The organism is Streptomyces mesophilus (assembly GCF_011044995.1).
GTDB lineage: Bacteria > Actinomycetota > Actinomycetes > Streptomycetales > Streptomycetaceae > Streptomyces > Streptomyces mesophilus.
Genome location: NZ_JAAKZW010000062.1, coordinates 1 through 23,461, shown reverse-complemented (window position 1 = coordinate 23,461; position 23,461 = coordinate 1). Strand labels below are relative to the sequence as shown.

Here is a 23,461-nt window from a genome sequence, read left to right as displayed (position 1 = left end):
GCGGAACCTTCCCGCAACGGCCTGCGATGTCTTCGACAGCGCCCGCACACGTGACTACCTTCGTGAGGTATGGCCCGCTTCTCTGTTGTCGTACCCGCCTATCGAGTCCAGGGCTACCTGCGTGAATGCCTGGAATCCGTCCTCGCGCAGTCCTTTCGCGCGTTCGAACTGATCGTCGTCGACGACTGCTCGCCGGACGCCTCGGCCGCGATCGCCGCGGAGTATGCGGAACGTGATCCACGCGTCCGTCTCGTCCGCCTCGAACGGCACAGCGGCACCGGCGCCGCCCGCAACGCGGGTGCCGAGCACGCGGACGGCGAGTTCCTGCTCTTCCTCGACGGCGACGATCTGCTGCTCCCCGGGGCCCTCGACGCGATCGACGACTCCCTGGACGTGATGGCGGACGTCCTGCTCTTCGGGCACGACCGGGTCGACTGGTGGGAGACGGTGCGGCCCGGCGGCGACCGGCTCTCCACCGGCGCCGACCCGCTCGCGGTGGCACCGGCCGCGTGGAACCGGGTGATCCGCCGCTCGTTCTGGCTGACCCACGGGCTGCGCTTCGACGACGGCCCGTATGAGGACGTGATCCCCGTGCACCGGGCGACGCTGCTCGCCGGCGACCGGCTGCGGCTGCTCGACCGCGTCTGTGTCCGCTGGCGTCTGCGCCGGGGCGGCAGCCACTCCACCACACCGGGCCGCGCCCACTTCGCGATCACGGACCGCTACGAGCGGCTCCTGAGCTCACCGTCCGGCGCGCGTCTCTTCCCGTACGCCGTCGCCCACTTGCTCACCGTCCTGGCCGACCCGGGCCGGATCCGCCCCGCCGACCGCGCCGACTTCTTCCGCGCGGCCGCCCGGCTGCACCGCACCTACCGTCCGGCCGGCCACGAACCGTCCGGTGACGCCCAGCGGGCGCTTGCCGCCGGCTCGTACACCGCGTTCGAAACCCTCCGTACCGCCAACGGGCGCGCGCGGGCGGCCCGTTCGGCGATGGCGCGGCACAAGAAGCGGCTGCGCGCGCGGGTGATGAAGCTCGCCTACCGCGCCGACCGCCGCCGCGCCCTCGACCCCCACCTCGCCGTCTACAGCGCGTACTGGAACCGGGGCCTGGCCTGCAATCCCCTCGCCCTCTACGACAAGGCCCGCGAACTCGCCCCGCACATCAAGGGTGTCTGGGTGGTCAGCAGCCGCCACCGCGACAAGGTCCCCACCGGCGTCCCGTATGTGATCGAGGGCTCACGCCGCTACTGGCAGACGATGGCCCGCGCCACGTATCTGATCAACAACGCGTCCTTTCCCGGCGGTTTCGTGAAGCGCCCGGGCCAGGTCTACCTCCAGACCCACCACGGCACCCCCCTCAAGAAGATGGGCCTCGACCAGCGCCGCTACCCCGCGGGCACGCACGGCATCAGCTTCCAGAAGGTCCTCGACCACACCGACCAGTGGGACTACAGCCTCTCCGCCAACCCGCACTCCACCGAGATCTGGGAGCGGGTCTACCCGTCGGCGTACCAGGCCCTGGAGCTCGGATATCCGCGCAACGACGTGTACTTCACGTCGACCCGGCACGACGTGGCGCGCATCCGCTCGTCGCTCGGCGTGGAGGCGGGCCGCAAGGTCCTGCTCTACGCGCCGACCCACCGCGACTACCAGAAGGGCTTCCTGCCCCGCCTCGACCTGCTCCGGCTCGTCCGGACGCTCGGCCCCTCCTACGTCGTCCTGGTCCGCGCCCACTACTTCTACGGCTCCTCGGCGGAGCTCGCCGATCACCCGCAGATCCTCGACGTCACGGGCCATCCCCGCGTGGAGGACCTGTGCCTGGCGGCCGACGCGCTGATCACCGACTACTCGTCCCTGATGTTCGACTACGCGTGCCTGAACCGCCCGATCATCACGTACGCCCCCGACTGGCAGGCCTACCGCCTGGCCCGCGGCACCTACTTCGACCTGCTCTCCGGTGCGGCGGGCGAGACCCCGGGCGCGGTGGCGCAGACCGAGGACGAGCTGATCGGGCTGCTGCGGGACGGCGGCTGGGACACGGAGGAGACGGCCAAGCTGCGGGAGGCGTTCCGGGCGCGGTTCTGCCCCTACGAGGACGGGCGGGCTTCGGAGCGGGTGGTGCGGGCGGTGTTCGGGGTGTGAGCTCCGTGAGCCGCATCCCCGGTGGGTCGTTTCATCGTATGCATCATCACTTGGGGTGGAACGCCTTGCAGAGGTCAAAACATTAGGTGTCCAGCGGCAGTTGAGAGCTGGCCAGTCCACGTAGCTCTCCCCAGCTTTTCCCAGCTGCCGAATCGGAGCCCATCCCATGAGCGGGTCAGCCCCTGCCATCCCGGCCGCGCGGCCGGTGATCGGCGAAGCCGAGATCGAAGCCGCCGTACGGGTGCTGCGCAGCGGACGGGTGGTCCAGGGGCCTGAAGTAGCCGCCTTCGAGGCGGAGTTCGGCGAGGAGCTCGTCGGCGGGCTGCACTGTGTCGCGGTGAACTCCGGTACCTCCGCGCTCCAGTTGAGCCTGATGGCCCTCGGTATCGGCCGCGGCGACGAGGTGGTGGTGCCCTCGTTCTCCTTCGCGGCCAGCGCCAACGCGGTACGTCTGGTGGGCGCCGAACCCGTCTTCGCGGACATCGACCCCGTCACGTACTGCCTGGACCCGAATGCCGCGGCCGCCATGATCGGACCGCGGACCGTGGCCGTGATGCCGGTCCATCTCTACGGCCATCCGGCCGCGATGGACCGTATCGTGAAGCTCGCCGCACGCCACGACCTCGCCATCGTCGAGGACGCCTGCCAGGCCCACGGCGCCCAGCTGCACGGCCGGCCCGTCGGAGGCTTCGGCCGCGCGGCAGCCTTCAGCTTCTACCCGACGAAGAACATGCACGCCCTGGAGGGCGGCATGATCACCACGGCCGACGCCGAACTCGCCCGCACTTTGCGGCTGTTGCGCAACCAGGGCATGGAACAGCGCTACGCCAACGAGATCGTCGGCGCCAACATGCGGATGACGGATGTGGCCGCCGCGATCGGGCGCGTCCAGCTCGGGCGGCTTCCCGAGTGGACCGAGCGGCGCAGGGTGAACGCCAAGACCCTGGACGCGCTCCTGGAGGGCGTACGGACGCCGCAGGTCGTGGAGGGCGCCCGGCACGTCTACCACCAGTACACGGTGGGGGTGCCGGACGGCCGCCGGGACGCCCTGGCCGCGCGGCTGCAGGAGCGCGGCATCGGCTGCGCGGTCTACTACCCGACTCCGATCCACCGCCTCCGCCCGTACGACGACCCCGCGCGCCCGCCGCTGCCCCAGACGGACCGGGCGTGCGAGGCGGTGCTCTCGCTGCCGGTCCATCCCGGGGTCGGGGAAGGGGAGTTGCGGCGGATCGCCGAGGCCGTGAACGAGGTCATGGCAAAGCCGGAGGCGACCGTATGAGCACCCTCAGGGCCGGACTCGTCGGCCTCGGAGCGATGGGGCGCAACCACGCGCGCGTCCTGGCCGGTCTCGACGGTGTGGATCTGGTGGGCGTCATGGACCCGGCGGGCGATCCGCACGGAGCGGCGCGGGGCGCGCAGGTCGTCGCGACGCTGCCGGAGCTCCTCGCTCTCGGCCTCGACTACGCCGTGGTCGCCTGCCCTACCGCCCTGCACGAGGAGGTGGGGCTCGCGCTCGCCGCGCACGGCGTGTGCGCCCTGATCGAGAAGCCCCTCGCCCACAGCCCGCAGGCGGCGCGCGGCCTCGTCGACGCCTTCGAGCGGGCCGGTCTCGTGGCCGGGGTCGGCCATATCGAGCGCTTCAACCCGGCGCTGCAGAGCCTTCGCCGGCGCCTGGAGGCCGGTGAACTCGGTGAGCTGTTCCAGGTCGTCACCCGTCGCCAGGGGCCCTTCCCGCACCGCATCGCCGATGTCGGTGTGGTCAAGGACCTGGCCACGCACGACATCGACCTCACGGCCTGGGTGACCGGCCAGGCGTACACCAGCGTGTCCGCCCGTACGCTCACCAAGTCGGGCCGGCCGCACGAGGACATGGTGATGGTCACCGGAGACCTCGCCGACGGCACCCTTGTCAGCCATCTCGTCAACTGGCTCAGCCCGCTCAAGGAGCGCTTCACCGCGGTGACGGGCGAGCGCGGCTGCTTCGTCGCGGACACCCTCACCGCGGACCTGACCTTCCACGCCAACGGCGCCGTCGCCACCGAATGGGAGGCCATCGCGGCCTTCCGCGGCGTCAGCGAGGGCGACATGATCCGCTTCGCGACACCCAAGCGGGAACCGCTGCTCGTGGAGCACGAGACGTTCCGGGACGCCGTGGCCGGCAAGGACGGCAAGGACGGCACGGGGATCGTGACGCTCGCGGAGGGGCTGCGCACCGTAGAGGTCGCGGATGCGGTCCTCGAGGCGGCGCGGGGGCGGGGAGTGGTGCGGCTGCCGGGGGCCCGGCGGCCCGCGCCGGAAACAGTCACCGGGGCACGGCCGTTCGCCTAGGCGGGCCTGGAGCGGCCCTCCGGTGCCGCACGGGGGCGGCCGCGGCCCTCCCGGCCGCGGCCCTCCGTATCGCTCCCGGTCTCAGCGCAGACTCATGGGGGCGGGCGCGCGCCGCTGTTCCTGGACCCGTACGGAAGGCGGCGTCGCGCGCTCGGCCCAGGCCGCGGGCAGCAGCGGCAGTCCCAGGACGACCGGCAGCCACATGAGGGCGCCGAGCCGGTCGGCCTCCGCCAGGAGGGGGTGCCCGGCCACCTGGGCGACGCCGACGCAGGCGCACGCCACGGCCAGGAGACCCAGGGCGGGCGCCCGGCGTACGAAGGCCCAGCAGGCGAGCGCCGTCAGGACCAGGAAGTACGGACGGGCCGCCTGCTCGCCCCACCAGTGCCGCCACAGCGCCAGGTTCAAGTCCCACAGCCGGGCCCAGGGATCCTCCACCAGGGGCCTTCGGAAGTGCAGCGTGAAGGTGTCCTGCAAGGTGATCTCGGCCGACGGCAGCCGCAGTGCCGCCATGACGGCGGCAGCCGCCACGGCCGCCGCGGCGGCGGTCCCGGCCGCCCACCAGGCGCCGGCCTCCCGCTGGGCGCCTGCCTCCCGCTGGGCGCCTGCCTCCCGCTGGGCGCCTGCCTCCCGCTGGGCGTCGGCCTCTCGCCGGCCTCCGGTCTGTTGGCGTGCGCCGGCCCGCCGCCGGGTCAGCGCGAGTACGGCGGCGGCCAGAGCCAGCGCGCCGGCGATCAGCAGCGCACTGGAATAGCGCAGGAGGAAGCAGCCGCCGATGGCCAGAGCGAGGGCCACGGCGTTCGCGGCCCGCGTGCCCTGCCCGCGGACCAGCCGCACCGCCGCCCACAGCGCGCCCAGGACGCACGCGAGGACCGGCCCCTCCGTGAGCGGCTGCACCGCCCACCAGCCCAAGGGTGTTGCCACCAAAGCGACTTGGCCCGCCATGGACGCCTTGCGTCCGGCACCCGCCGCGCGCAGCAGCCCGTACGTGAGGAGCACGCATCCTGCGGCGACGAACAGCGCACACACCCGCAGCCCGGCGCCGAGGCCGAACACCCCCACGAACGGCGCCAGTAGCCACGGGTAGGCCCACCGCGAGGCGAAGATCGCCTGGTAGCGGGGGTCGTCGGTGGTGATGTCGTCGGCGCCCGCGTAGCGCTGCAGGCACGCCTGCTCCTGCGTCTGGCGCACCACCTCGGGGTCGGGCGGCAAGGGGTCGAGGCGCGACTGCCGGACGGCCGCGTCCGCTCGCGCCGCGCACAACTGCGCCTCGACGTCCCGCTGGGCGGTGGCGCGGTCGACGCCGAGATGCTGCTCGGCGGTGCGGGCGTAGCGCGTGGTGTCCGACCACAGGTTCGGGGGTGCGGCCCCGGTCAGCTGCAGCAGGAGGAACAGGAGCGGCACGAGAAGGGGGACCATGAGCCGACGGCCCGCACTCTCCGTCCGCGGCTTGCCGAACGGGGAGTGGGCGCTGATCGTGCCGAGCACCTTCATGACCGGTCCGCGCCGGGCAGCGGCTGTCCGCCGTGCAGCAGCACGTCGTCGAAGTCCTTGCGTACGACCGACCAGTCCCAGGTGGACAGGGCGTGCTTGGACGCCGCGGCGCCCTCCGCACGCCAGCGGTCGGCGCTGGAGGTGACCCGCAGAATGCGCCCGGCCGCCTCCTCGGGGTCGGAGACGACCCAGTCCTCCGGGTACGTGGTGCGGGCGCCGTTCGCCTTGCCGGCGTAGAACGGCCAGTCGCGCACCACAGGCACGGCCCCACTCGCCGCGCCTTCGAGTACGGCGACATGGCAGCCTTCACGTACGGAAGAGCTGAGGATCACGCCGATGCCGACGAGTGCCGAGGCGACGTCGTCCGTCCGGCCTCTGCGCTCCACGGCTCCCGCCCGCACCAGAGGGGCGAGCCGCTGCTCCAGCGCGTCGCGGTACTGCCGGGACGCACCGCTCTTCTCCGGATCGACCACATCGCCGACGAGCACCAGCCTGTACCGCTCGTCGTACGCGCGGACCCGCTCCAGGACGTCCAGCGCCCACAGCGGATCCTTCGCGATCTGGCCGAGACCGACCAGACCAAGCGTGAAGCGGGCGTCGTCCGACTTGGGGCGGTCGAACGACGACAGATCGGTGGCGTTGTGCACGACGCGCATACGGGGAGCGGTCGCCGAGGACAGCTGCGGCACGTAGGAGGTGCACAGGTCACGCACGTGATCGGCGATGAAGAGCAGCTCGTCGACGCGGGAGAAGTCCACAAGGAGCGGCCACTGGGTGTACGCCTCATAGCTGTGCAGCCGGACCACGACGCGCGTCGTGCCCGGGTCGATGGTCGTCAGCATCGCTACGGGGCCCTCGCACCAGTCGAAGAATACGGTGTCGGCCCACTTTAGATGGGGGCGCAGCAGGCGCTCCAGGCGCTCCCGGTACCAGGTGGCGGCGTCCAGCCGGTCGGCGATGACGCGCCAGTGCGCCCTGGCCAGCCTCCGCAGCTCCGGGTGCTGCATCGTGTCGACGAACCGCAGCTCCACGTCCGGGCGGTCCTCGTAGTGACTCAGCACCAGGCGGAGAAAGTTCGCGTTGCCGTGTGTCATGACCAGCAGGCGCAGCGGCCGGTCCGTGGGTGCGGGCGCGGCCGCGGCAGCCCGGCCGCGCGCGGTGCCGGCCACGGTCCGCAGCGTCTGTGACTCCAGCAGCGGACGCGTGTACGCCGCCGCGTCCTGCGCCATCGGCGTGGTCAACTGATCGATGTGCAGGGCCCGGTGGAAGACCAGCGGCAGGGCCTGGTGCAGCGCGGTCGCCGCCTCCCTGCGGTCGTTCGCGCCAAGCCGCGCATCGGCCAGCGACAGCCAGCCGCCGACCGCTTCGGTCAAGGCGAGCGGGGGGCGTCCCGCGGCGATGTCGGCCCGTGCCGACTCCTCCAGGAGCGTGGCCCGCAGCTCGGCGTCGGACGTCCGGCGGGCCGCGCCCAGCAGGGTCAGCGCCGCCCCGCCGCCTCGTCCCGCCCAGCGCATTCCTTCGGCGGCTTCCCGCGCGAGGGGCGCGCGCACCCGGTCCGGCAGCGCGGGCAGAGCCGCCACGGAGCGCCACAGGCGGGCGCCGGCGGAGGTGCGCAGGACGCGCCGGACGGTGGCCGCGCGGACCACCGTGCCGGGCAGCCGGCGCATACCCCGGCGCAGGTCACCGGTGAGTACGGAGGGGGACGGCAGCCCATGCCGTACGCGAGTGAGGGCGGAGGGCGGCGTCGCGTCGGCGCGGACCGCACGTACGGCCGGAGCGAGCCCGAACACCGCATGCGCCCCGCGATGGCGCCGGGCAAGACGCCACACCGTATACACCGCGTCGGCGTCGAGGGCGACGAGTACGTGGGCGTCGCGCGCGAGCGAGCGAAGGTCCTTGTCGCCCGCGCTGCGCAGCCACAACTGCTCGCCGGCGCCCAGCCGCAGGGCCTCGCGGCGGACCACGGAGGAACGGCCGTGGAAGGTGCGCGGCAGCTGGTGGAGAGATGCGCAGCCGGTCCGCGCCAGGGCGTCCCGGTGCTCGCCCAGATCGAAGCCGGCCGCGAGGCGAACGGTCGCGCCCAGTGAGGTCAGGGTGCCCACCGCATCGGTGAGCACGGCGAGTTCGGGACGGGCCGAGGCGATCAGCAGAATCTCGGTCACGGGGTCGGCACTCCGGTGAGCAGGGTCTGGCGGTCCATGCGTGCGGTGAGGTCCTGCGCCCCCGCGGCCATCAGTGCCGAGCGCTCGAACGGCCGGGCGTGGGCCTGCGCGGCGAGCCGCTCGGCGGGGCCGGACCCGACCGCCAGGCGGGCCGCGTGCGCGAACCCGTCCGCGAGCTTGCGCCGGTCGAGGCCGCAGGCCCCGGTCCACAGCGGGTGCCCTTCCAGGACAGTGGAGGCGTCGTGGTCGCCGGCGTGGGCCGAGACGATGGGCAGCCCGGCCGCCATGTACTCGTACACCTTCCCGGAGGTCATGTACCGACCGCCGAGCACGAGGAGGACCAGTGCGTCCCACCCGGCGTACACGCCGGCCACATCCGCCTTGTTCACGGGCCCGCCGAAGTGCACGCCGACATCCTCGGACCGGCGCAGCAGCTCGATCTTGGCGCCGCCGCCCCGGTCGGCGCCGAAGCCGCCGTGCCCCCGCACCTCGAAGCGCGCGCCCGCGAGGAGCGGCTCGGTCGAGCGGGCCAGGCGCCAGGCGTCGAGCAGCGCACGCAACTGCCCGATGGGGGAGCTCAGGAGGCCGAGATAGCCGAAGGTGAGCGGGAGTCCGGAGGGCTCGCGGCCCGCCGCGTCGGGCGCGCTGTCCACGTCGTAGCCGTTGCGCACCACCTTCACGCGGTCGGCCAGGTGCGGATAACGCGTGCGGTAGTGCTCGGCGATGGGGTCGTTGACGACCCACAGGGAGAGCGCCTGGTCGAGGACCTCGCGCTCCCAGCGCCCCTCCGGGCTGTCCGGGCCGAACGCGGTCCTGCTGCCCACGACGTCGACGGACCATCCGTCGCGGAAGTCGACGGCGTAGGGAACCCGGTGCTTCTCCCACAGCGCGCGCGCCGCACAGAGCGTCACGTACGGGGTGCAGGTCACCAGCGTCAGATCGACCGGGCGTGCGCGGTGCAGGCCGAGGACCGCGCGCTCGAGCGCCGCCCGCCAGCCGCCGAAGGCAGCCTCGGGGAAGGACTCCTTGTTCCGTTCCCGCAGTTGCTTGACCCAGCCCATGGGATCGGCGGCGCGCGCCTCGGGGAAGAGACGGATCTCGGTCTCCAAGTCCGCCCGGCGCAACGGGAGTTCGATCACCTCCACCCGGGGATCGACACGGTCGAGCAGGCTCGGGTCGATCCCGGACTCCAGCTCCCAGGAGTCCCGGGCGATGGTCACGACGGTGACGTCCCAGCCCGCGGCGCACATCTGATTGGCCGTCTCGCGCAGGCGGTACGTGGAGCTCTTGGCCGCGGGCGGAAAACCGATGGCCACATAGAGGAGATGACGGCGACGGCCCGGCCCGTCCGGTGGTGCTGGCATGGTGCCGCACGCTAGCACGCAGAGTGATGGATCAAGTGCTCAGCGTCATGGTCATCCCATTTACGGGATGCCTCGGAGTGATCTGTCCCTATGCGGCGTTGCCGCGCCTCGGCCGTGCTCGTTGAAGCTCGGTCCCGGCACCCCCATCGGAGGTAACTGCCCATGCGTATCTGCGTAGTGGCCCTCGGCAAGATCGGTCTCCCCCTGGCGGTCCAGTTCGCGGCCAAGGGGCATGGTGGACCTCCTGAACGAGGGGGTCGAGCCGTTCCCCGGGGAGCATGAACTCGATGTGCGGCTCAAGAGGGCGGTCGCGGACTGCGTCGCTCGTGGTGCAGGCCGACCACGCGGAGTACGCGGGGCTCGGGGCGGAGGACTTTCCGGACGTACGGGTGCTGGTGGACGGCCGGCGCGTCACCGATCCGGCCCGGTGGGAGGGCGTGCGGCGGATCGTGCTCGGGGCGCCTTCGTAGGCGGTGCGCTGCCCGTCACGCACGCCCTCAAGGTGACGTCTCCAGCAACGAGCGGCGCGCTCCGTCGTTTGCAGGGCATGCAGAACACGCCCGGTGCTGTGCCGGATGTCAGCGTCATCGTCGCCGTCTACAACACGATGCCGTATCTGACCGACTGTCTGACCTCGCTCGTCTCGCAGACCATCGGGACGGACCGGATCGAGGTCGTCGCGGTCGACGACGGGTCGACGGACGGCAGCGAGAAGGAACTGGAGCGGTTCGCCGAACAACACCCCGGTGTCTTCAGGGTCGTTCACCAGGAGAACTCCGGCGGTCCCGCCGTGCCCAGCAACCGTGCCCTCGATCTGGCGCGCGGGCGGTACGTCCTCTTCATCGGTGCCGACGACCATCTGGGTGTCGAGGCGCTGGAGCGCATGGTGAGCGCCGCTGACCGGCTCGGCTCCGACATCGTGCTCGGGCGGATGGTCGGCGTGAACGGGCGCTGGGTGTCGAAGGCCGTGTTCGGCGAGAGCCGGGACGAGGTGACGCTGTACGACTCGGCTCTGCCCTGGGCCCTGTCCAACACCAAGCTGTTCCGGCGGGAGTTGATCGAAGAGCACGGGCTGCGCTTCCCCGAGGACCTGCCGGTCCTGAGCGACCAGCCGTTCACCCTGGAGGCCTGCTTCAGGGCCGGGCGCATCACCGTACTCGCCGATTACGACTACTACTTCGCCGTACGCCGCGACGACGAGACCAACGCCACCGTCTCCTTCCGCGCTCTCGACCGGTTGCGCGGCACCCGGCAGCTCTTCGAGCTCACGCGGCGCCTGTCGGAGCCGGGTCGCGGCCGGGAGTGGATCCATCAGCGCCACTTCACCTGGGAGGTGGCGCGGCTGATCAGCCCGGACTTCCTGAAACTCGGCCCCGAGCAGCAGCGGGCGGTCTGCGACGGGGTGGGCGCCCTGCATGCGGCGTACGCCAGTGCGTACGCCCTGCGGAAGCTGTCGCAGGAGCAGCGGCTGCTGCTGCGCCTTGCGGAGCGGGGGGAACTCGGCGCATTGGTCGGTGTGTTGGAGTGCGCCGCGGCCGGAGGGCCGCCGGTGGTGGTGGAGGACGGGCGGGCCTATGCGGACTATCCCTGTTTCCGGGACCCCGGGCTCGCGTTGCCGGACGCCTGGTTCGACCTCACCAAGGACACCCGCAAGCGGTTCGCCGAGCAGGAGTTCGGCCCGGCGCGCGTGCGTATCCGGGACGGACTCCTGCTGCTCGAGGCGCGCAGTCCGCTGCCGGACCTGAGCGCGTTCGGGGCGGACGCCGTGCGCGCCGAGACCGTGCTGGAAGGGGCGGGGGAGCGCGTGGCGCGGTCGTACGACGCGGCCGTGGCCGCCGACGGCGAGGGCAGCGTCGTGCGGGTGGAACTGCCCCTGGACGAGCTCTTCCCGCCGAAGCAGCCCCCGCGGGACCGGTGGACCGTACGGCTCGTCGCCGCCGCACTCGGCGAGAGCCTCACCGTCCCGCTCGCGCCCGTACCCGCGGACGCCGCACCGTCCCGGCCGCGCAGGCACGGACTGCGGGCCTACGAGGTCGGGGTGGCGGCTTGCGACGACGCGAGCGAACTGCGCGTCACTGTGCGACCGCTGCCCCTGCCGCAGTTGCTGCGGGCGCGGGCTTGACGCAGAACTCCTTCTCGGCCGCCACCGGGTCCGCGGGAATCCGCAGCCGGGTCCGCTCCCAGGCCCCGGTGAGGTTCTGCCAGAACCGGCCGGGGGTGAGCGGCGCGCGCACCGAGTCCTGGAGTTCCGCGATCGCGCCGCAGGTCAGGGCGTGCCGGGCGGCTCGCACGGCGGGTGAGTCGGTGGCCGCCGGGTCCGTGTAGTCGGCGATGACCCAGGACCGCTTGATCGGCTTCTCGTGTCCCGCCTTCTTGAAGATGGTCGGCTGCATATGGGCGCCCAAAGGGTTGGAGAGGCCCAGGTAGTCGACCGCGATTTCGTCCAGGGGGATCGCGACCCCCGCGTGACCGAGGCGGGCCTCCATGCCGGCGAAACGGGCGGCGGGGCGGTGTCGCGCCGAGAGCGGGAAGGCCTGCACTTCGCGGTCGTAATTCATCTCGATCAGCACGACCCGTTCACCCTCGGCCCGCAGCCGCCTCACCTCGCGGGCGAAGAGGAAACCGCGCGCGGCGTGCGCCGCCTGCGTCACGGGATGCTGCTGTCCTGTGGCCCCCACGTATCCCGCGTGCTCGTCGAGGATGAAGGAGATTCCGTCGTTCTTGTACGGAGGGCGCCAGATCAGCAGGCAGGCCCCGGCCCACACGACGACGGCGGCGAGCGCTGATGCCGTGATACGGGTCAGGGGCACGAGGAAGCCGGGCAGCAGCACCAGGAACAGGGCGGGCAGCAGCATCCGGCCGTGCATGAAGTCACCGCCCACCTTGGTGACGAACAGGGCGGAGGCCAGACCCGTACCGACCGGAGTCGCGGCGATGATCAGCGCCCGGCGGCCGTCGGGCGCCTCGCGGAGCGCGGCCGCGACCGGGACCGACAGGGCGGCGAGCAGCACCAGGGGAAGCCACAGGTGGTACGGCGTGACGAAGTCGGCCAGGTAGTACAGACCCCGGTCCCACAGCGTCCATGACGCTTCCTTCGTGATGGCGGGGAGCGGCACGAGGATGCCGTAGTACCCGGCCCGGAAGATCTCATAGCCGACCGGCAGCGCAAGACCCGCCGCGAGTGCGCTCAGGCCGCGGCGCCACCCGGGCCGTACGAGTGCGAAGAGCACCGCCGCGTACAGGCCGGTCACGAGCGCCAGGTCGGGACGGACCAGCGGGCCGAGCCCCAACAGGACGGCGGTCCAGGTCAGATGGCGCCCGGTGCGGCCCACGTGGACGAGCGTCCACCAGGTGGCCCCGAGCCAGCAGAAGGCAAGGCCGGTCTCCAGACCGGAGGTGGCGTAGTCCCACATCGCCTGGACCGGCAGCAGGGCAAGGACACCCAACGGGACGACCCGGGCGGGCCGCCCGTGCAGCGCGAGGGTGCCGAGGAGGGCGAGCGCGAAACCGGTGGTGCACAGGGCGAGCCCCAGGCAGACGGCGACCTTCGCCGGGTCCATTCCGGTCGGCAGGGTCGCGGCTGCCACCAGCCACTGCCACAGCGTGCCCGTCGAGGTCTCGACACGCTCACCGACGTTGTAGACGGGGCCGTTGCCCGCGAGGATCTGCCGGACCACGCGGGTGTAGATGAGACCGTCGTCACCGATCCAGCGGTGGTTCCAGCCCGCCACCAGGATCCAAAGGGTCGGGACGCCGACGGCCACGGTCCGCCAGGGGAATCCACGCCTGGCGCGTGGTGTGGCGCGGGAGGTGTGCTGGGGGGACGGGACGAACGGCAGGCGCCTGGCCGCTTCAAGAACTGACATATGGGTCTAACCCCGAGCCAGGCACCGGGTTACGGCGCGTACACGCGCAAATTGACGCAGACCGTAGCCCCATCCCCGCCAAGGCAGTTGAGGAGGGGAAACCCACCTCCGAGAGGACCGCCCCCTGATGCACCCCTCCGCCTACGCCCACATGAAGCTCTGCGTCGACCAGTACATGCCCGACCAAGGACGCTCCTGCGTCGTCGACTTGGGGTCGCGCATCTCCGACCGCCAGGTCCGCACCCACAGGTCGCTGCTCGAAGGACGGGACATCGACTACATCGGTGTGGACGTGCTCGGCGGCCGCAACGTCGACCGTGTGATGACCGAGCCGTACCGCATTCCCGTGAAGTCGCGTACCGCGGACTTCGTGCTGTCGGGGCAGGCGTTCGAGCACATTCCGTTCTTCTGGGGGACGATGCTGGAGATCGCACGGGTGCTCAAGCCGGGCGGGCGGGCCTTCATCACCGCACCCTCGCGCGGCCATGTGCACGACGCCCAGGACTGCTGGCGGTACTACCCGGACGGATTCCGGGCGCTCGCCGCCTGGTCGGGTCTCACCCTGAGCGAGGTGCACACCGACTTCCCGCCGCTGCGCGGGATCCGGCACGACTATCCCGGCATCGACGCGAAGAACGCGTACTGGGGCGACTCGGTCGGCGTCTTCGAGCGGCCGGCCTCCTACCCGGCCCTGCGCATGCGCCTCGTACGCGGAGTCACCTGCTGGTGGGCCAACCGGATCGGTGGCGTCGACAACGTCCCCGTACCGCCGCAGCTCGCCGCGCGGGCGAGCTGCGTGCCTGGTGGGGCGGTTCCCCAGCAGGTCGGCTGAGTCGGCGGCGCCTTCCCGTCAATGCACTTGGTGTAACCGTGAGTTGACGCAAAGTGACGGCGAGGGGAATTCCGCGTAGGGTCCGCGCGTATGGCATGGAAGAACGCCGTCAACGGCACCCTGCGCACCCTCACCGGCTATCAACTGACGCGGCCCACGGTGCCCGAGCCGCGGGCCAAGACCGCTCCCGCCCCCACGGCCGCGCCGGCCAAGCCCAAGCCCAAGGGCCTCAACCTTCCCGTCGACTACGACGACGAGGCCAAGAACACGATCCGCGCGGTCAAGCCGTGGACCATGACCTCGCCGGAGCGGCTCAACGCCTTCATCCTCGCCACCCGGCATGTCGTCAAGCACGACATCCCCGGCGACATCGTCGAGTGCGGGGTGTGGCGCGGCGGTTCGATGCAGGCCTGCGCGAAGACGCTGCTCAACTGCGGTGTCAGCGACCGCGATCTGTACCTCTTCGACACGTACGAAGGCATGACCGAGCCCACCGAGGAGGATCTGCGGCGCGACGGCAAGTCCGCGGCGGACCTCCTCGCCGTGCAGGGCAAGGACAGGCCGATCTGGGCCGTCGCCACGCTCGACGACGTCAAGTCCGGTTTCGAGAACGTGCCTTACCCCACGGAACGCGTGCACTACGTGCAGGGCAAGGTCGAGGACACCGTGCCCGGTGAGGCGCCGGAGCAGATCGCGATCCTGCGCCTGGACACCGACTGGTACGCCTCCACCAAGCACGAACTCGACCATCTTTACGAGCGGTTGGTCCCCGGCGGTGTCCTGCTGATCGACGACTACGGCTACTGGCAGGGCTCGCGCCAGGCGGTGGACGAGTTCCTCGAGGAGACCGGCGAGCGGCTGCTGCTGCTGCGCATGGACGAGGGACGTATCGCAGTCAAGCCCTGAAGGCCCGGATGAGGCAGCCCAGTTGACACCAGGCCCCCGTGCCCAGCCGCATGGGGGCCGCCGCATGTGATCACCCGTATGGCCCATGCAAGGTGACCCGGCGCCCGGACACCGGTTGTTCACGGGAAGGCCCATCGCCGTTCTCCGGAAGGAATGTGCGCAGCGCATGACAGCCCGACTCAGCGTCGTCGTCCCCATCTACAACGTCGAGGATTACCTCGGTGCCTGCCTCGAGTCGCTGGCCGGGCAGACCATGCCGGACCTCGAGGTCGTCATGGTCAACGACGGTTCCACGGACGGCAGTCGGGAGATCGCGCGCCGCTTCGCCGACGGCGACGGCCGATTCCGGCTCGTCGACCAGGCCAATGCCGGGCTCGGTGCGGCCCGTAACGCGGGGGCGCGTGAGGCGGGCGGCGTCCATCTCGCCTTCGTCGACAGCGACGACGTGATCCCGGCCGAGGCGTACGAGCGGATGCTGGGCATGCTCGACGAGACCGGATCCGACTTCGTGACGGGCAACGTCCACCGGCTGCGCGCGGACGGCACGCAGCAGCAGTCGCCCATGTTCCGCAAGGTCATGGCCACCACCCGCAGCGCCACCCACGTCACGCGCGACTGGGAGCTGCTCGGCGATCGCATCGCCTGCAACAAGGTCTTCCGGCGGGACTTCTGGGACCGGCACGCCTTCGCGTTCCCCGAAGGGGTGCTCTTCGAGGACATCCCCGTCGTCCTGCCCGCGCACTTCGAGGCCCGCAGCGTGGACGTCCTGAGCGACACCGTGTACCTGTGGCGCGACCGGGACGGCTCGATCTCGAACCGGCGCGCGGTACCGCGGGCCATCAAGGACCGTACGGCCTCGGTGGCTTCGGCCAGCCGCTATCTCGGCGAACGCGCCGCGAAGGCGCCCAAGGACGCGCTGCGGGCCGAGGCCAAGCGCCGCTACGACGCCAGCGTCATCGCGGGTGATCTGTGGATGTTCATGGAGGCCCTGCCGGACGGCGGCAGCGACTATCACCAGGCCTTCCTCGACGAGGCCAACTCCTTCGTGGACCGCGTCGATCCGGCTCTCCTCGACGAGCTGCCGCTCGGCCTGCGCGTGCGCTGGCGGCTCATCCGGGAGCGCCGGATCGACGAACTGCTCGCGTTCATGGCGTTCGAGAAGGTCCACCCGAAGGCCTTCCGCGTCCGCCGCACCTGGCGTGGACACCGCGCGGACTTTCCCGTGATCACCGCGCCGCTGCCCGCACGCACCGCGGCCGTGGGCCGCGGCGACATGCCGCTGGAGGCGAGGATCACCCAGGCCTCCTGGGACGATGACGGCCGGCTGCGCCTCGCGGGCCACGCGTATGTACGCAACCTTCCGCCCGGCCGGATCGCGGCCCGCGCCCGGACCGTCTGGCTGCGCGCGGGGCGCCGGGCGATCCCGTTGAGGCTGCGCACGGTCGCCTCTCGGGAGGCGACCCTCGCCTCCCGGCAGGGTCTGCACAACTACGACCGCACCGGCTTCGAGACGGTCGTCGACGTACAAAAGCTGGTCAGCGGCCGGGCGAGCACCACCTGGAACCTGGAGATGGCGGCCGTCGCGGGCGGACTGCGGCCGCGCACCGGGCCGCTGCGCATGAGCGGGCCCTGTGCCGTACCCGTGCGCTACCTGGAGGACTTCCTGCGGATCGTGCCCACCCTCAGCGGCGGCCGCTTCCGGCTACGGGTGGACCGCGTCGAGCAGCGCCTGGTCGAGCACCGTCAGGCGGGCGAACAGCTGCGGATCACCGGCGAGTTGGCGCCCGGTGCGAACGCCTCCCTGGAAGCGGTCCGCGTCGAGAACTGGCGTACCCGCGAGAGCCACGACCTGCCGGTCCGCGTCGAGGGCCGCACCTTCACCGCCGAGATGCCGCTCGGCCTCCTCGAGGCCGGTGAAGGACCCGCCGACCCCTGGGGCGTGGGCGTGGTGCGCAAGGGCGGCGGCTGGGCATCGCTTGCGGTGCTTCCCGACATCGCACCGGGCCGCTACGGACTCGGCGGCGGCCGCGAACTCATGGTCCTGGCCAACCCCTCCGGCAACACCGAACTGCGCGCACAGGACGTGCGCCCGGTGGTGGATGCCCTGCGCTGGACGGACCAGGGCGGCCGCCTCGAGCTCGAAGGCAGCTTCCCCTGTGCCGACGACGTCTCCCGCGAGCTGGTTCTCGTGCACAGCGGCCACCAAGAGGAGGCGCTGGGCGAACTGACCGTCACCGAAGGCAGGTTCAGCGCGACCCTCCGCCCCCAGGCCGTCCCGGGGCCGGCCGGAGTGCTGCCGCTCGCCGAGGGCGACTGGTACCCGTTCCTGCGCGCCCGCGGCGACCACGACCCCGACCGTCGTGTGCCGCTCCTGGTCGCGACGGCACTGCACGGCGAACTGCCCGTCGTGCGCGAGCTGCACGGCAGGGATTTCACACTGCAGCGCCGCCACCACGACCAGCTGCTCATCACCTCCGGCTCCGTACTGCCCACGGAAGACCGCGGACGCGCCGCACAGGACCGCCTGAAGGAACGCTACGCACAGCTGCGGTCGCAGCCCCTGCGCGAAGCCGTCCTGTACGCCGGCTTCGGAGGCCGCCAGTACTCCGACTCGCCGCGCGCCGTCCACCAGGAACTCCGCAGGCGCGGCAGCGAGTTGGAGCATCTGTGGGTGGTCCGCGACCAGCAGGTCGAGCTGCCCTCCGGGACGCGTGCCGTCGCGCTGTGGAGCGCCGAGTGGTACGAGGCGCTCGCCCGCAGCCGGTACATCGTCACCAACAGCCAGCTGCCCGACTGGTTCGAACGCGCCCCCGGCCAGTTCGTCGTCCAGACCTGGCACGGCACTCCGCTGAAGCGGATCGGCCGCGATGTGGCCGGCACCCTGTCGGCGGATGCGCGCTACATCGAGAGCCTGCCGCGCCTGGCCGCCCAGTGGTCGCTGCTCGTCTCCCCGAACAGCTTCTCCACCCCGGTGCTCTCCGGAGCGCTCGGCTACACCGGCGACGTGCTGGCCGGCGGCTATCCGCGCAACGACATCCTGCACGCCCCCGACCGTGCCAAGGTCGCCGCGTCCGTACGCGAAAAGCTCGGCATCCCCGACGGCAAGCGCGTCATCCTCTACGCGCCCACCTGGCGGGAGGACCAGCCGCGTAAGGCGGGCCGGTACGGTCTCGACCTCCAGCTCGATCCGGCCGCCGCCCAGGCGGCGCTCGGCGAGGACCATGTGCTGCTGGTACGCCGGCACTACCTGGTCGGCGGTTCGGTGCCGCAGACCGCTTTCGTACGGGACGTCTCCCGCCATCCGGACGCCGCCGAGCTCCTGTTGATCGCCGATGTGCTCGTCACCGACTACTCGTCGATGATGTTCGACTTCGCGCAGACCGGCCGCCCGATGATCTTCCATACGTACGACCTGGAGCACTACCGCGACGGCCTGCGCGGCTTCTACTTCGACTTCCCCGCACAGGCCCCGGGACCGCTCCTGCGGACCGGCGAGGAGGTCATCGCCGCCTTGCGCGGGCTGCCCGGATCGGCCGCCGCGTACCAAGGCGCGTACGCCCGCTTCCGTGACACCTTCTGCGATCTGGACGACGGGACCGCGGCCGCCCAGGTGGTCGACGCGATGCTGCGGGGCGGGGTGGACGGACGATGAGCACGGCGGATCTCTTCTTTGTCAGCGTTGTGCTCACCTGCGACGCGAAGACCTCGGCCGAAGCCGTCGGCGCCTCGGTGCGCTCGGTGCTCGCCCAGACGCTCGCCGGCACCGAGGCCGCGCTCCTGGGCGAGCCGCCCGAGGCGGCGGCCGCACTCGCCGCCGAGCATCCGCACCGGGTACGCATCGGCCCACCGCGCGGCACCTATGTGATCCCGCTGGCCCCCGGCGAACTCCTGGACCGCAACGCCGCGCGCAACCTCCACGCCGCCGCCGTGAGCACGGACGCCGATCTGGTCGCGGGCCGGTGGAGCCGGCTTACGGGCAAGGGCCGGAAGGAGGCCGTGCCCGCCTGGCAGGCGGACCTGTTCGCCCGCTCCCGCGTGCTCACCGATGTGGGCCAGGCCCCCGAGCTGGTCACCCGCGACACCCTCGGCGCGGGCCTGTGCGTACGGCGCTCGAAGCTGGACTTCACCGCCGGCGGGCTCGAACTCGCCCTCGGTGCCGAGAAGATCGCCCTCGTACCGAACCTGATCACGACCCGCCGTGCCGCCCCCGACCCGCTGCGTGACCTGCCGGCCGCGGCCGCCGCGCAGCGCCGGGCGGCCGCACTCCTGGACGACCCGGCCATGCGGCGCGCGGCGCGCGGGGCCTTCCTCGCCGACCACGTCCTGCCCGCCGTGCACGCCCTGCCGGGCCTCGGCCACGGGGCGTGCGCCACGGCGGTCGCCGAGCTCGCCCGCACGGTGGCGGGGCTCGTCGACGACGCCGATCTCGCCGAACTCCCGCCGCTGGAACGGGTGGCGGTCCGCCTGCTCGCGGACGGCGACGCGGAGGGGGTGCGGCGGGCGGCGTACGCGCTGGCTCACCCCGGCACCGTGGTCAGCCCGCTCGTGCACCGTGAGGGGCGGGTGTACTGGGGTCCTGACCACACCACCGCGGCGTACGACCTCACCGAACTCGGCCACCAGTACCGCACCCCGGCCGAACAGCGGCTGCTCGGCCGGGTCACCGGCTGCCGACGGGAGCAGGGCCGCCTGGTCGTCGAGGGCGAAACAGCCCTGCCCTTCGACGCCTCGGCCTACGAGAAGACCACCGCCTCCCTCGTCTTCAAGGTGCGCGACGCGGGCGCCGCCACGGTCACCCTGCCCGTGGACGACGTACGGGTGGAACGGAACACCCTCGTCTGGCAGGCGCGCCTCCCGCTCACCGACGGCTTGCGCCCCCGCGGCATCGGCGACCGGGTCTGGGACCCCACGCTGTGCCTGGTCGTCGACGGTGAACCGGCCCCGCCCTGCGATCTGTTCGCGGACAAGGAGACGGTGCCGGGCGGGTCGGCGGCCCTGCGCGGCAGGCCCCGGCTGACGCGTCTCACCGCCGACACCTGGCAGCCCTACGTCACCGCGAAGCACCACCTCGCCGTGACGCTGCTGCCGCGCAGGAAGGCGGCCCGCAAGGCCAACGCGGCCGCGCACTACCTCGCCACCTTCCGGCCGGCCCGCGTGCTCAAGGGCATGGCGAAGAAGCTGCGCAAGCGGCGCGACGTCCTGCACTCCCAGCGCTTCAAACTGCGCGTCTACCGGGGGCTGCTGTCCCGCCTGCCGGCCCGGCGCGGCAGCGTCGTCTTCGAGAGCCACATGGGCAAGTGCTACGGAGACAGCCCGCGCGCCCTGTACGAGGAACTGCGCGCCCGCCGCGCCCGCTTGCGGGCGACCTGGTCCTACGCCTCCTCGCCCCAGGGATTCCCCGCCGACGCGAAGCTGGTGCGACGCTGGTCCTGGCCCTATCTGTGGGCGCTCGCACGGGCCGAGTGGTGGGTGGACAACCAAGGGTTCCCGCACGCCCTGAACAAGCCGGGACACACCACCTATCTGCAGACCTGGCACGGATCCGCGTACAAGCGCATGGGGTACGACGAGATCCGGCACAAGATGCAGAACGCGCCCCAGCGGACACAACTCGCCCGTGCCATCGACCGGTTCGACCACTTCCTCGTACGCTCCGAACACGATGTGCGGACCCTCGCGCACGCCTACCGGATCCCCGAGGAGCGGCTCCTGAGGGCCGGCTACCCGCGCAACGACCGCCTGGTCGAAGCGCGGCTGAGGGACGAGCGCGAGGGACGCTTCCCGCGCCCCGCCCTCGCCGGGGAGCTCGGCATCCCCGACCACAAGACGGTCGTCCTGTACGCGCCGACCTTCCGGGGGACCCCGCGCAACAAGAAGGCCCGACTCGCCCTGGACGTCCGCGAGTTCGCCGAGCGCTTCGGCGACACCCACGTACTGCTCGTCCGCGCGCACTACATGGAGACGGCCACCCTGCCCGCGACCCCGCCCGGCGCCGTGATCGACGTCTCGGCGCACCACGACGTCAGCGAGATCCAGTGCCTCGCCGACGTCCTGATCACCGACTACTCGTCGATCATGTTCGACTTCGCGCTCCTGGACCGGCCGATCATCCACTTCGCGCCCGACCTCGACGCCTACGCCGCCGAACGCGGCAGCTACTTCGATCTGCGGTCCTGTTCCGGCGGCCCGGTCGTCGAGACCCAGGAGGAGCTGCTGCAGACGCTCGCCGGCCTCAAGAAGGCCGACGGCGAATGGCAGCAGGTGCGGCGGCAGTTCGCGGCGAAGTTCGGCGCGTACGACGACGGGCATTCCGCGCGGACCGTCGTCGATCAGCTCTTCAGTGACCGCCTTGGCCGGAAGGACCGTACGCGATGAAGCAGCGTGAACTGTTCCTGCTCGGCAACACCGTCGACGAGCTCGGCGGGGTCGCCGGCTGGACCCATCAGATGGCCCGCCTCTTCACCGGCCGGGGGCACAGCGTCCACGTCATCGGCGTACACGAGGCCGAGCTCAAAATGCCGCTGCCCGACAACCAGGGCTACCCGGTGACCTCCCTCTATCCGAACCACCCGCGAACAGCGCGCAGGATCAGCGGAGTTCAGCGTCTCAACCCCGCCGCCCGGCGGCAGGAGGCGGCCCGCGTCGCCGACAAGAAGCGAGCGGTCGCCCAGCTCGGCGGCCTGCTCGAAGGGGCGCGCCACGGCTCCATCGTGATCGCCACCCAGGTCTGGCCCATGGAGTGGCTGCGCGAGGTCGACACCTCGCACCTGCGGATCGTCGGCATGAGCCATGAGTCCTTCGCGTACTCCCGGGCCTGTCACCGCTACCACTGGATCAAGCGGCACTACCCGCACGTGGACCGCTGGCTCGCCCTCACCCAGGAGGACGCCGACATCTGGATCCACGAGGGCCTGCAGAACGTCGGCCATATGCCCAACGCCCTCGCCCATCTGCCGGCCGTTCCCTCGCCGCGTACGGAAAAGGTCGTCGCCAGCATCGGACGGCTCGCGGACCAGAAGGGGGTCGACATGCTGCTCGACACCTGGGCCGAGGTCGCGCCGTTCCGCCCCGACTGGGAGCTCAGGATCCACGGCGCAGGCGCGGACGAGCCCCAACTCCGGGCACAATGCACGGAATTGGGGCTCGACGGATCGGTGCGCTGGATGGGCCGCACCTCCGATGTACCCGGCGTGCTCGCCGAGTCCTCGGTGTTCGTGCAGTCCTCCCGGGGCGAGGGCTTCCCGCTCGCGCTGATGGAGGCGATGGCGAGCGCGGTGCCCTGCGCGGCCTTCGACTGCGCTCCGGGCGTACGGGAGATCGTGCGCGACGGCGAGGACGGGCTGCTCGCTCCCGCCGGTGACATCGACGCGCTCGCGGACCGGCTGCTGAGGCTGACCGGCAATCCCCGGCTGCGGGACGACATGGGGGACCGGGCCCGGGTGAACGTCCAGCGCTTCTCGCAGGAGCAGGTGCTCGACCAGTGGGAAGAGCTGTTCGAACTCCTGGAGCGGTGAGGAGCGCCGCGGGGGCGTGCGCTAAGGCTTGCGCCCCCATACGTACACCTGGTCTCCCGACCTGAGGACGGCCCACAGCTTCTTGGCGTCCCCGAACGTCAGGTTCACGCAGCCGTGCGAGCCCGGCGGCCGGTGGACGCTTCCGTAGATGCCGTGGAAGGCCTGGCCGCCATTGAAGAACTGGCTGTAGGGCATGGGCGCTTCGTACAGCGTCGAGTAGTGGTTCTTGTGCCGCCAGTAGATCTTGTGCCAGCCGGCGCGGGTGCCGTACCCGGCCCGCCCGGTGCGCACCGGCACCGGGCCGAAGACGCGCTTGCCGGCCTTGGTGACCCACATCAGCTGACGCTTCAGATCGACGCACGCCACGCGCCCCGGCCGCTTCGGGCAGAGGCTCTCGGGGTCCTTCAGGGCCTGCAACTGCCGCACCCGTGCATAGGTCACCGGTCCGGCGAAGCCGATCGCGGGCCGGATGCCCTGCTTCTGCTGGAAGGCCTTGATGGCACGGCAGTCGGCCGCCGACTGCCGCCCGTCCGCCTTCAGCTTCAGCCAGCGCTCGACCTGCTTCTGATACGGGCCGGTGCTCGCCGTACAGGCGGGCGCGCGCGCTGCGTCCGCCGGCGGAACGTACTCGACCGGGGCGTACGAGGAGGGCGGGGGAGCCACCGGTTCCAGGGCGTCCTCGGCAGCGCTGGGCCGGTACACCTCGGGGGCGAGCGCCTGGTCGGGGGTGTCGGGCTGCGGGGGCACCTGCCGGATGCCCGGTACGAGGCGCTGTGCGCCGGACAGCGGCCAGGCCTGCGTCATGTCGGGGGCGAGCACCCCGGAGTGATCGGCCGGGGGCGGCATGAACTGGGGG

Annotated in this window: 14 protein-coding genes and 1 pseudogene; 10 read left to right on the top strand and 5 right to left on the bottom strand. The window is 71.8% G+C overall.

Going from position 1 to position 23,461, the window contains the following annotated elements; all coding sequences use genetic code 11:
* The first annotated feature begins 69 nt into the window (after nt 1–69).
* The 3 genes from G6045_RS17070 to G6045_RS17060 all read left to right on the top strand — a co-directional run bounded on the left by G6045_RS17070 (nt 70) and on the right by G6045_RS17060 (nt 4,470).
* Complete coding sequence (locus G6045_RS17070; RefSeq protein WP_165332823.1) at nt 70–2,142, top strand: bifunctional glycosyltransferase/CDP-glycerol:glycerophosphate glycerophosphotransferase; 2,073 nt, start codon at nt 70–72, stop codon at nt 2,140–2,142.
* 166 nt (nt 2,143–2,308) lie between these two features.
* Nucleotides 2,309–3,421: a DegT/DnrJ/EryC1/StrS family aminotransferase gene (locus tag G6045_RS17065; protein ID WP_165332822.1), complete on the top strand. Its 1,113-nt coding sequence runs from the start codon at nt 2,309–2,311 to the stop codon at nt 3,419–3,421.
* Nucleotides 3,418–4,470 carry a Gfo/Idh/MocA family protein gene (locus G6045_RS17060; protein ID WP_165332821.1) on the top strand — a complete coding sequence of 351 codons (1,053 nt, stop codon included), beginning with the start codon at nt 3,418–3,420 and terminating at the stop codon, nt 4,468–4,470. Before G6045_RS17065 ends, G6045_RS17060 begins: the two co-directional genes overlap by 4 nt.
* 81 nt (nt 4,471–4,551) lie before the next feature.
* Here the strand turns inward: G6045_RS17060 and G6045_RS17055 are convergent, their stop codons facing one another.
* The 3 genes from G6045_RS17055 to G6045_RS17045 are packed head-to-tail and all read right to left on the bottom strand — an operon-like array spanning nt 4,552 to nt 9,487.
* A complete protein-coding gene (locus G6045_RS17055; protein WP_165332820.1) occupies nt 4,552–5,961 on the bottom strand; it encodes a hypothetical protein in 1,410 nt (469 codons plus the stop codon).
* Entirely contained in the window at nt 5,958–8,123 is a 2,166-nt protein-coding gene (locus tag G6045_RS17050) for a glycosyltransferase family 4 protein (protein WP_165332819.1), read from the bottom strand. The genes G6045_RS17055 and G6045_RS17050 overlap by 4 nt, the downstream gene beginning before the upstream one ends.
* Nucleotides 8,120–9,487: a glycosyltransferase gene (locus tag G6045_RS17045; RefSeq protein ID WP_165332818.1), complete on the bottom strand. Its 1,368-nt coding sequence runs from the start codon at nt 9,485–9,487 to the stop codon at nt 8,120–8,122. The genes G6045_RS17050 and G6045_RS17045 overlap by 4 nt, the downstream gene beginning before the upstream one ends.
* Before the next feature lie 326 nt (nt 9,488–9,813).
* On the opposite strand from G6045_RS17045, the pseudogene G6045_RS17040 reads away from it, so the two are divergent.
* Together G6045_RS17040 and G6045_RS17035 are read left to right on the top strand one after the other, a co-directional pair.
* Nucleotides 9,814–9,957: pseudogene (locus G6045_RS17040) on the top strand (nucleotide sugar dehydrogenase); the annotation flags it as partial.
* Nucleotides 9,958–10,034: 77 nt separating this feature from the next.
* Nucleotides 10,035–11,609 carry a glycosyltransferase family 2 protein gene (locus tag G6045_RS17035; RefSeq protein WP_165332817.1) on the top strand — a complete coding sequence of 525 codons (1,575 nt, stop codon included), beginning with the start codon at nt 10,035–10,037 and terminating at the stop codon, nt 11,607–11,609.
* Here G6045_RS17035 and G6045_RS17030 read toward each other — a convergent pair.
* Nucleotides 11,560–13,251 (bottom strand): hypothetical protein, encoded by a 1,692-nt coding sequence (locus tag G6045_RS17030; protein ID WP_165332816.1) that lies wholly within the window; start codon nt 13,249–13,251, stop codon nt 11,560–11,562. The genes G6045_RS17035 and G6045_RS17030 overlap by 50 nt on opposite strands.
* Before the next feature lie 229 nt (nt 13,252–13,480).
* Here G6045_RS17030 and G6045_RS17025 point away from each other — a divergent pair, with 229 nt between their 5' ends.
* The 5 genes from G6045_RS17025 to G6045_RS17005 all read left to right on the top strand — a co-directional run bounded on the left by G6045_RS17025 (nt 13,481) and on the right by G6045_RS17005 (nt 22,605).
* On the top strand, nt 13,481–14,185 hold the full coding sequence (locus G6045_RS17025) for a methyltransferase domain-containing protein (RefSeq protein WP_165332815.1): 705 nt from the start codon (nt 13,481–13,483) through the stop codon (nt 14,183–14,185).
* 90 nt (nt 14,186–14,275) lie between these two features.
* A complete protein-coding gene (locus tag G6045_RS17020) occupies nt 14,276–15,091 on the top strand; it encodes a TylF/MycF/NovP-related O-methyltransferase (protein ID WP_165332814.1) in 816 nt (271 codons plus the stop codon).
* A gap of 166 nt (nt 15,092–15,257) precedes the next feature.
* The gene (locus G6045_RS17015) at nt 15,258–18,743 is read left to right on the top strand and encodes a bifunctional glycosyltransferase/CDP-glycerol:glycerophosphate glycerophosphotransferase (RefSeq protein WP_165332813.1); all 3,486 of its coding nucleotides are present in this window, start codon (nt 15,258–15,260) and stop codon (nt 18,741–18,743) included.
* Entirely contained in the window at nt 18,740–21,466 is a 2,727-nt protein-coding gene (locus G6045_RS17010; RefSeq protein WP_165332812.1) for a CDP-glycerol glycerophosphotransferase family protein, read from the top strand. The genes G6045_RS17015 and G6045_RS17010 overlap by 4 nt, the downstream gene beginning before the upstream one ends.
* Nucleotides 21,463–22,605 (top strand): glycosyltransferase, encoded by a 1,143-nt coding sequence (locus tag G6045_RS17005; RefSeq protein WP_165332811.1) that lies wholly within the window; start codon nt 21,463–21,465, stop codon nt 22,603–22,605. Before G6045_RS17010 ends, G6045_RS17005 begins: the two co-directional genes overlap by 4 nt.
* A gap of 21 nt (nt 22,606–22,626) precedes the next feature.
* On the opposite strand, the gene G6045_RS17000 is transcribed toward G6045_RS17005, so the two are convergent.
* A complete protein-coding gene (locus tag G6045_RS17000; RefSeq protein WP_235967973.1) occupies nt 22,627–23,409 on the bottom strand; it encodes a L,D-transpeptidase family protein in 783 nt (260 codons plus the stop codon).
* Nucleotides 23,410–23,461 lie beyond the last annotated feature (52 nt).

What these genes read in the sequence shown, in the direction of transcription:
- G6045_RS17055 (WP_165332820.1), bottom strand. Translation starts at nt 5,961, where the DNA reads ATGAAGGTGCTCGGCACGATCAGCGCCCACTCCCCGTTCGGCAAGCCG.
- G6045_RS17000 (WP_235967973.1), bottom strand. Translation starts at nt 23,409, where the DNA reads ATGACGCAGGCCTGGCCGCTGTCCGGCGCACAGCGCCTCGTACCGGGC.
- G6045_RS17015 (WP_165332813.1), top strand. Translation starts at nt 15,258, where the DNA reads ATGACAGCCCGACTCAGCGTCGTCGTCCCCATCTACAACGTCGAGGAT.
- G6045_RS17070 (WP_165332823.1), top strand. Translation starts at nt 70, where the DNA reads ATGGCCCGCTTCTCTGTTGTCGTACCCGCCTATCGAGTCCAGGGCTAC.
- G6045_RS17010 (WP_165332812.1), top strand. Translation starts at nt 18,740, where the DNA reads ATGAGCACGGCGGATCTCTTCTTTGTCAGCGTTGTGCTCACCTGCGAC.
- G6045_RS17020 (WP_165332814.1), top strand. Translation starts at nt 14,276, where the DNA reads ATGGCATGGAAGAACGCCGTCAACGGCACCCTGCGCACCCTCACCGGC.
- G6045_RS17005 (WP_165332811.1), top strand. Translation starts at nt 21,463, where the DNA reads ATGAAGCAGCGTGAACTGTTCCTGCTCGGCAACACCGTCGACGAGCTC.
- G6045_RS17035 (WP_165332817.1), top strand. Translation starts at nt 10,035, where the DNA reads ATGCAGAACACGCCCGGTGCTGTGCCGGATGTCAGCGTCATCGTCGCC.
- G6045_RS17025 (WP_165332815.1), top strand. Translation starts at nt 13,481, where the DNA reads ATGCACCCCTCCGCCTACGCCCACATGAAGCTCTGCGTCGACCAGTAC.
- G6045_RS17045 (WP_165332818.1), bottom strand. Translation starts at nt 9,487, where the DNA reads ATGCCAGCACCACCGGACGGGCCGGGCCGTCGCCGTCATCTCCTCTAT.
- G6045_RS17060 (WP_165332821.1), top strand. Translation starts at nt 3,418, where the DNA reads ATGAGCACCCTCAGGGCCGGACTCGTCGGCCTCGGAGCGATGGGGCGC.
- G6045_RS17065 (WP_165332822.1), top strand. Translation starts at nt 2,309, where the DNA reads ATGAGCGGGTCAGCCCCTGCCATCCCGGCCGCGCGGCCGGTGATCGGC.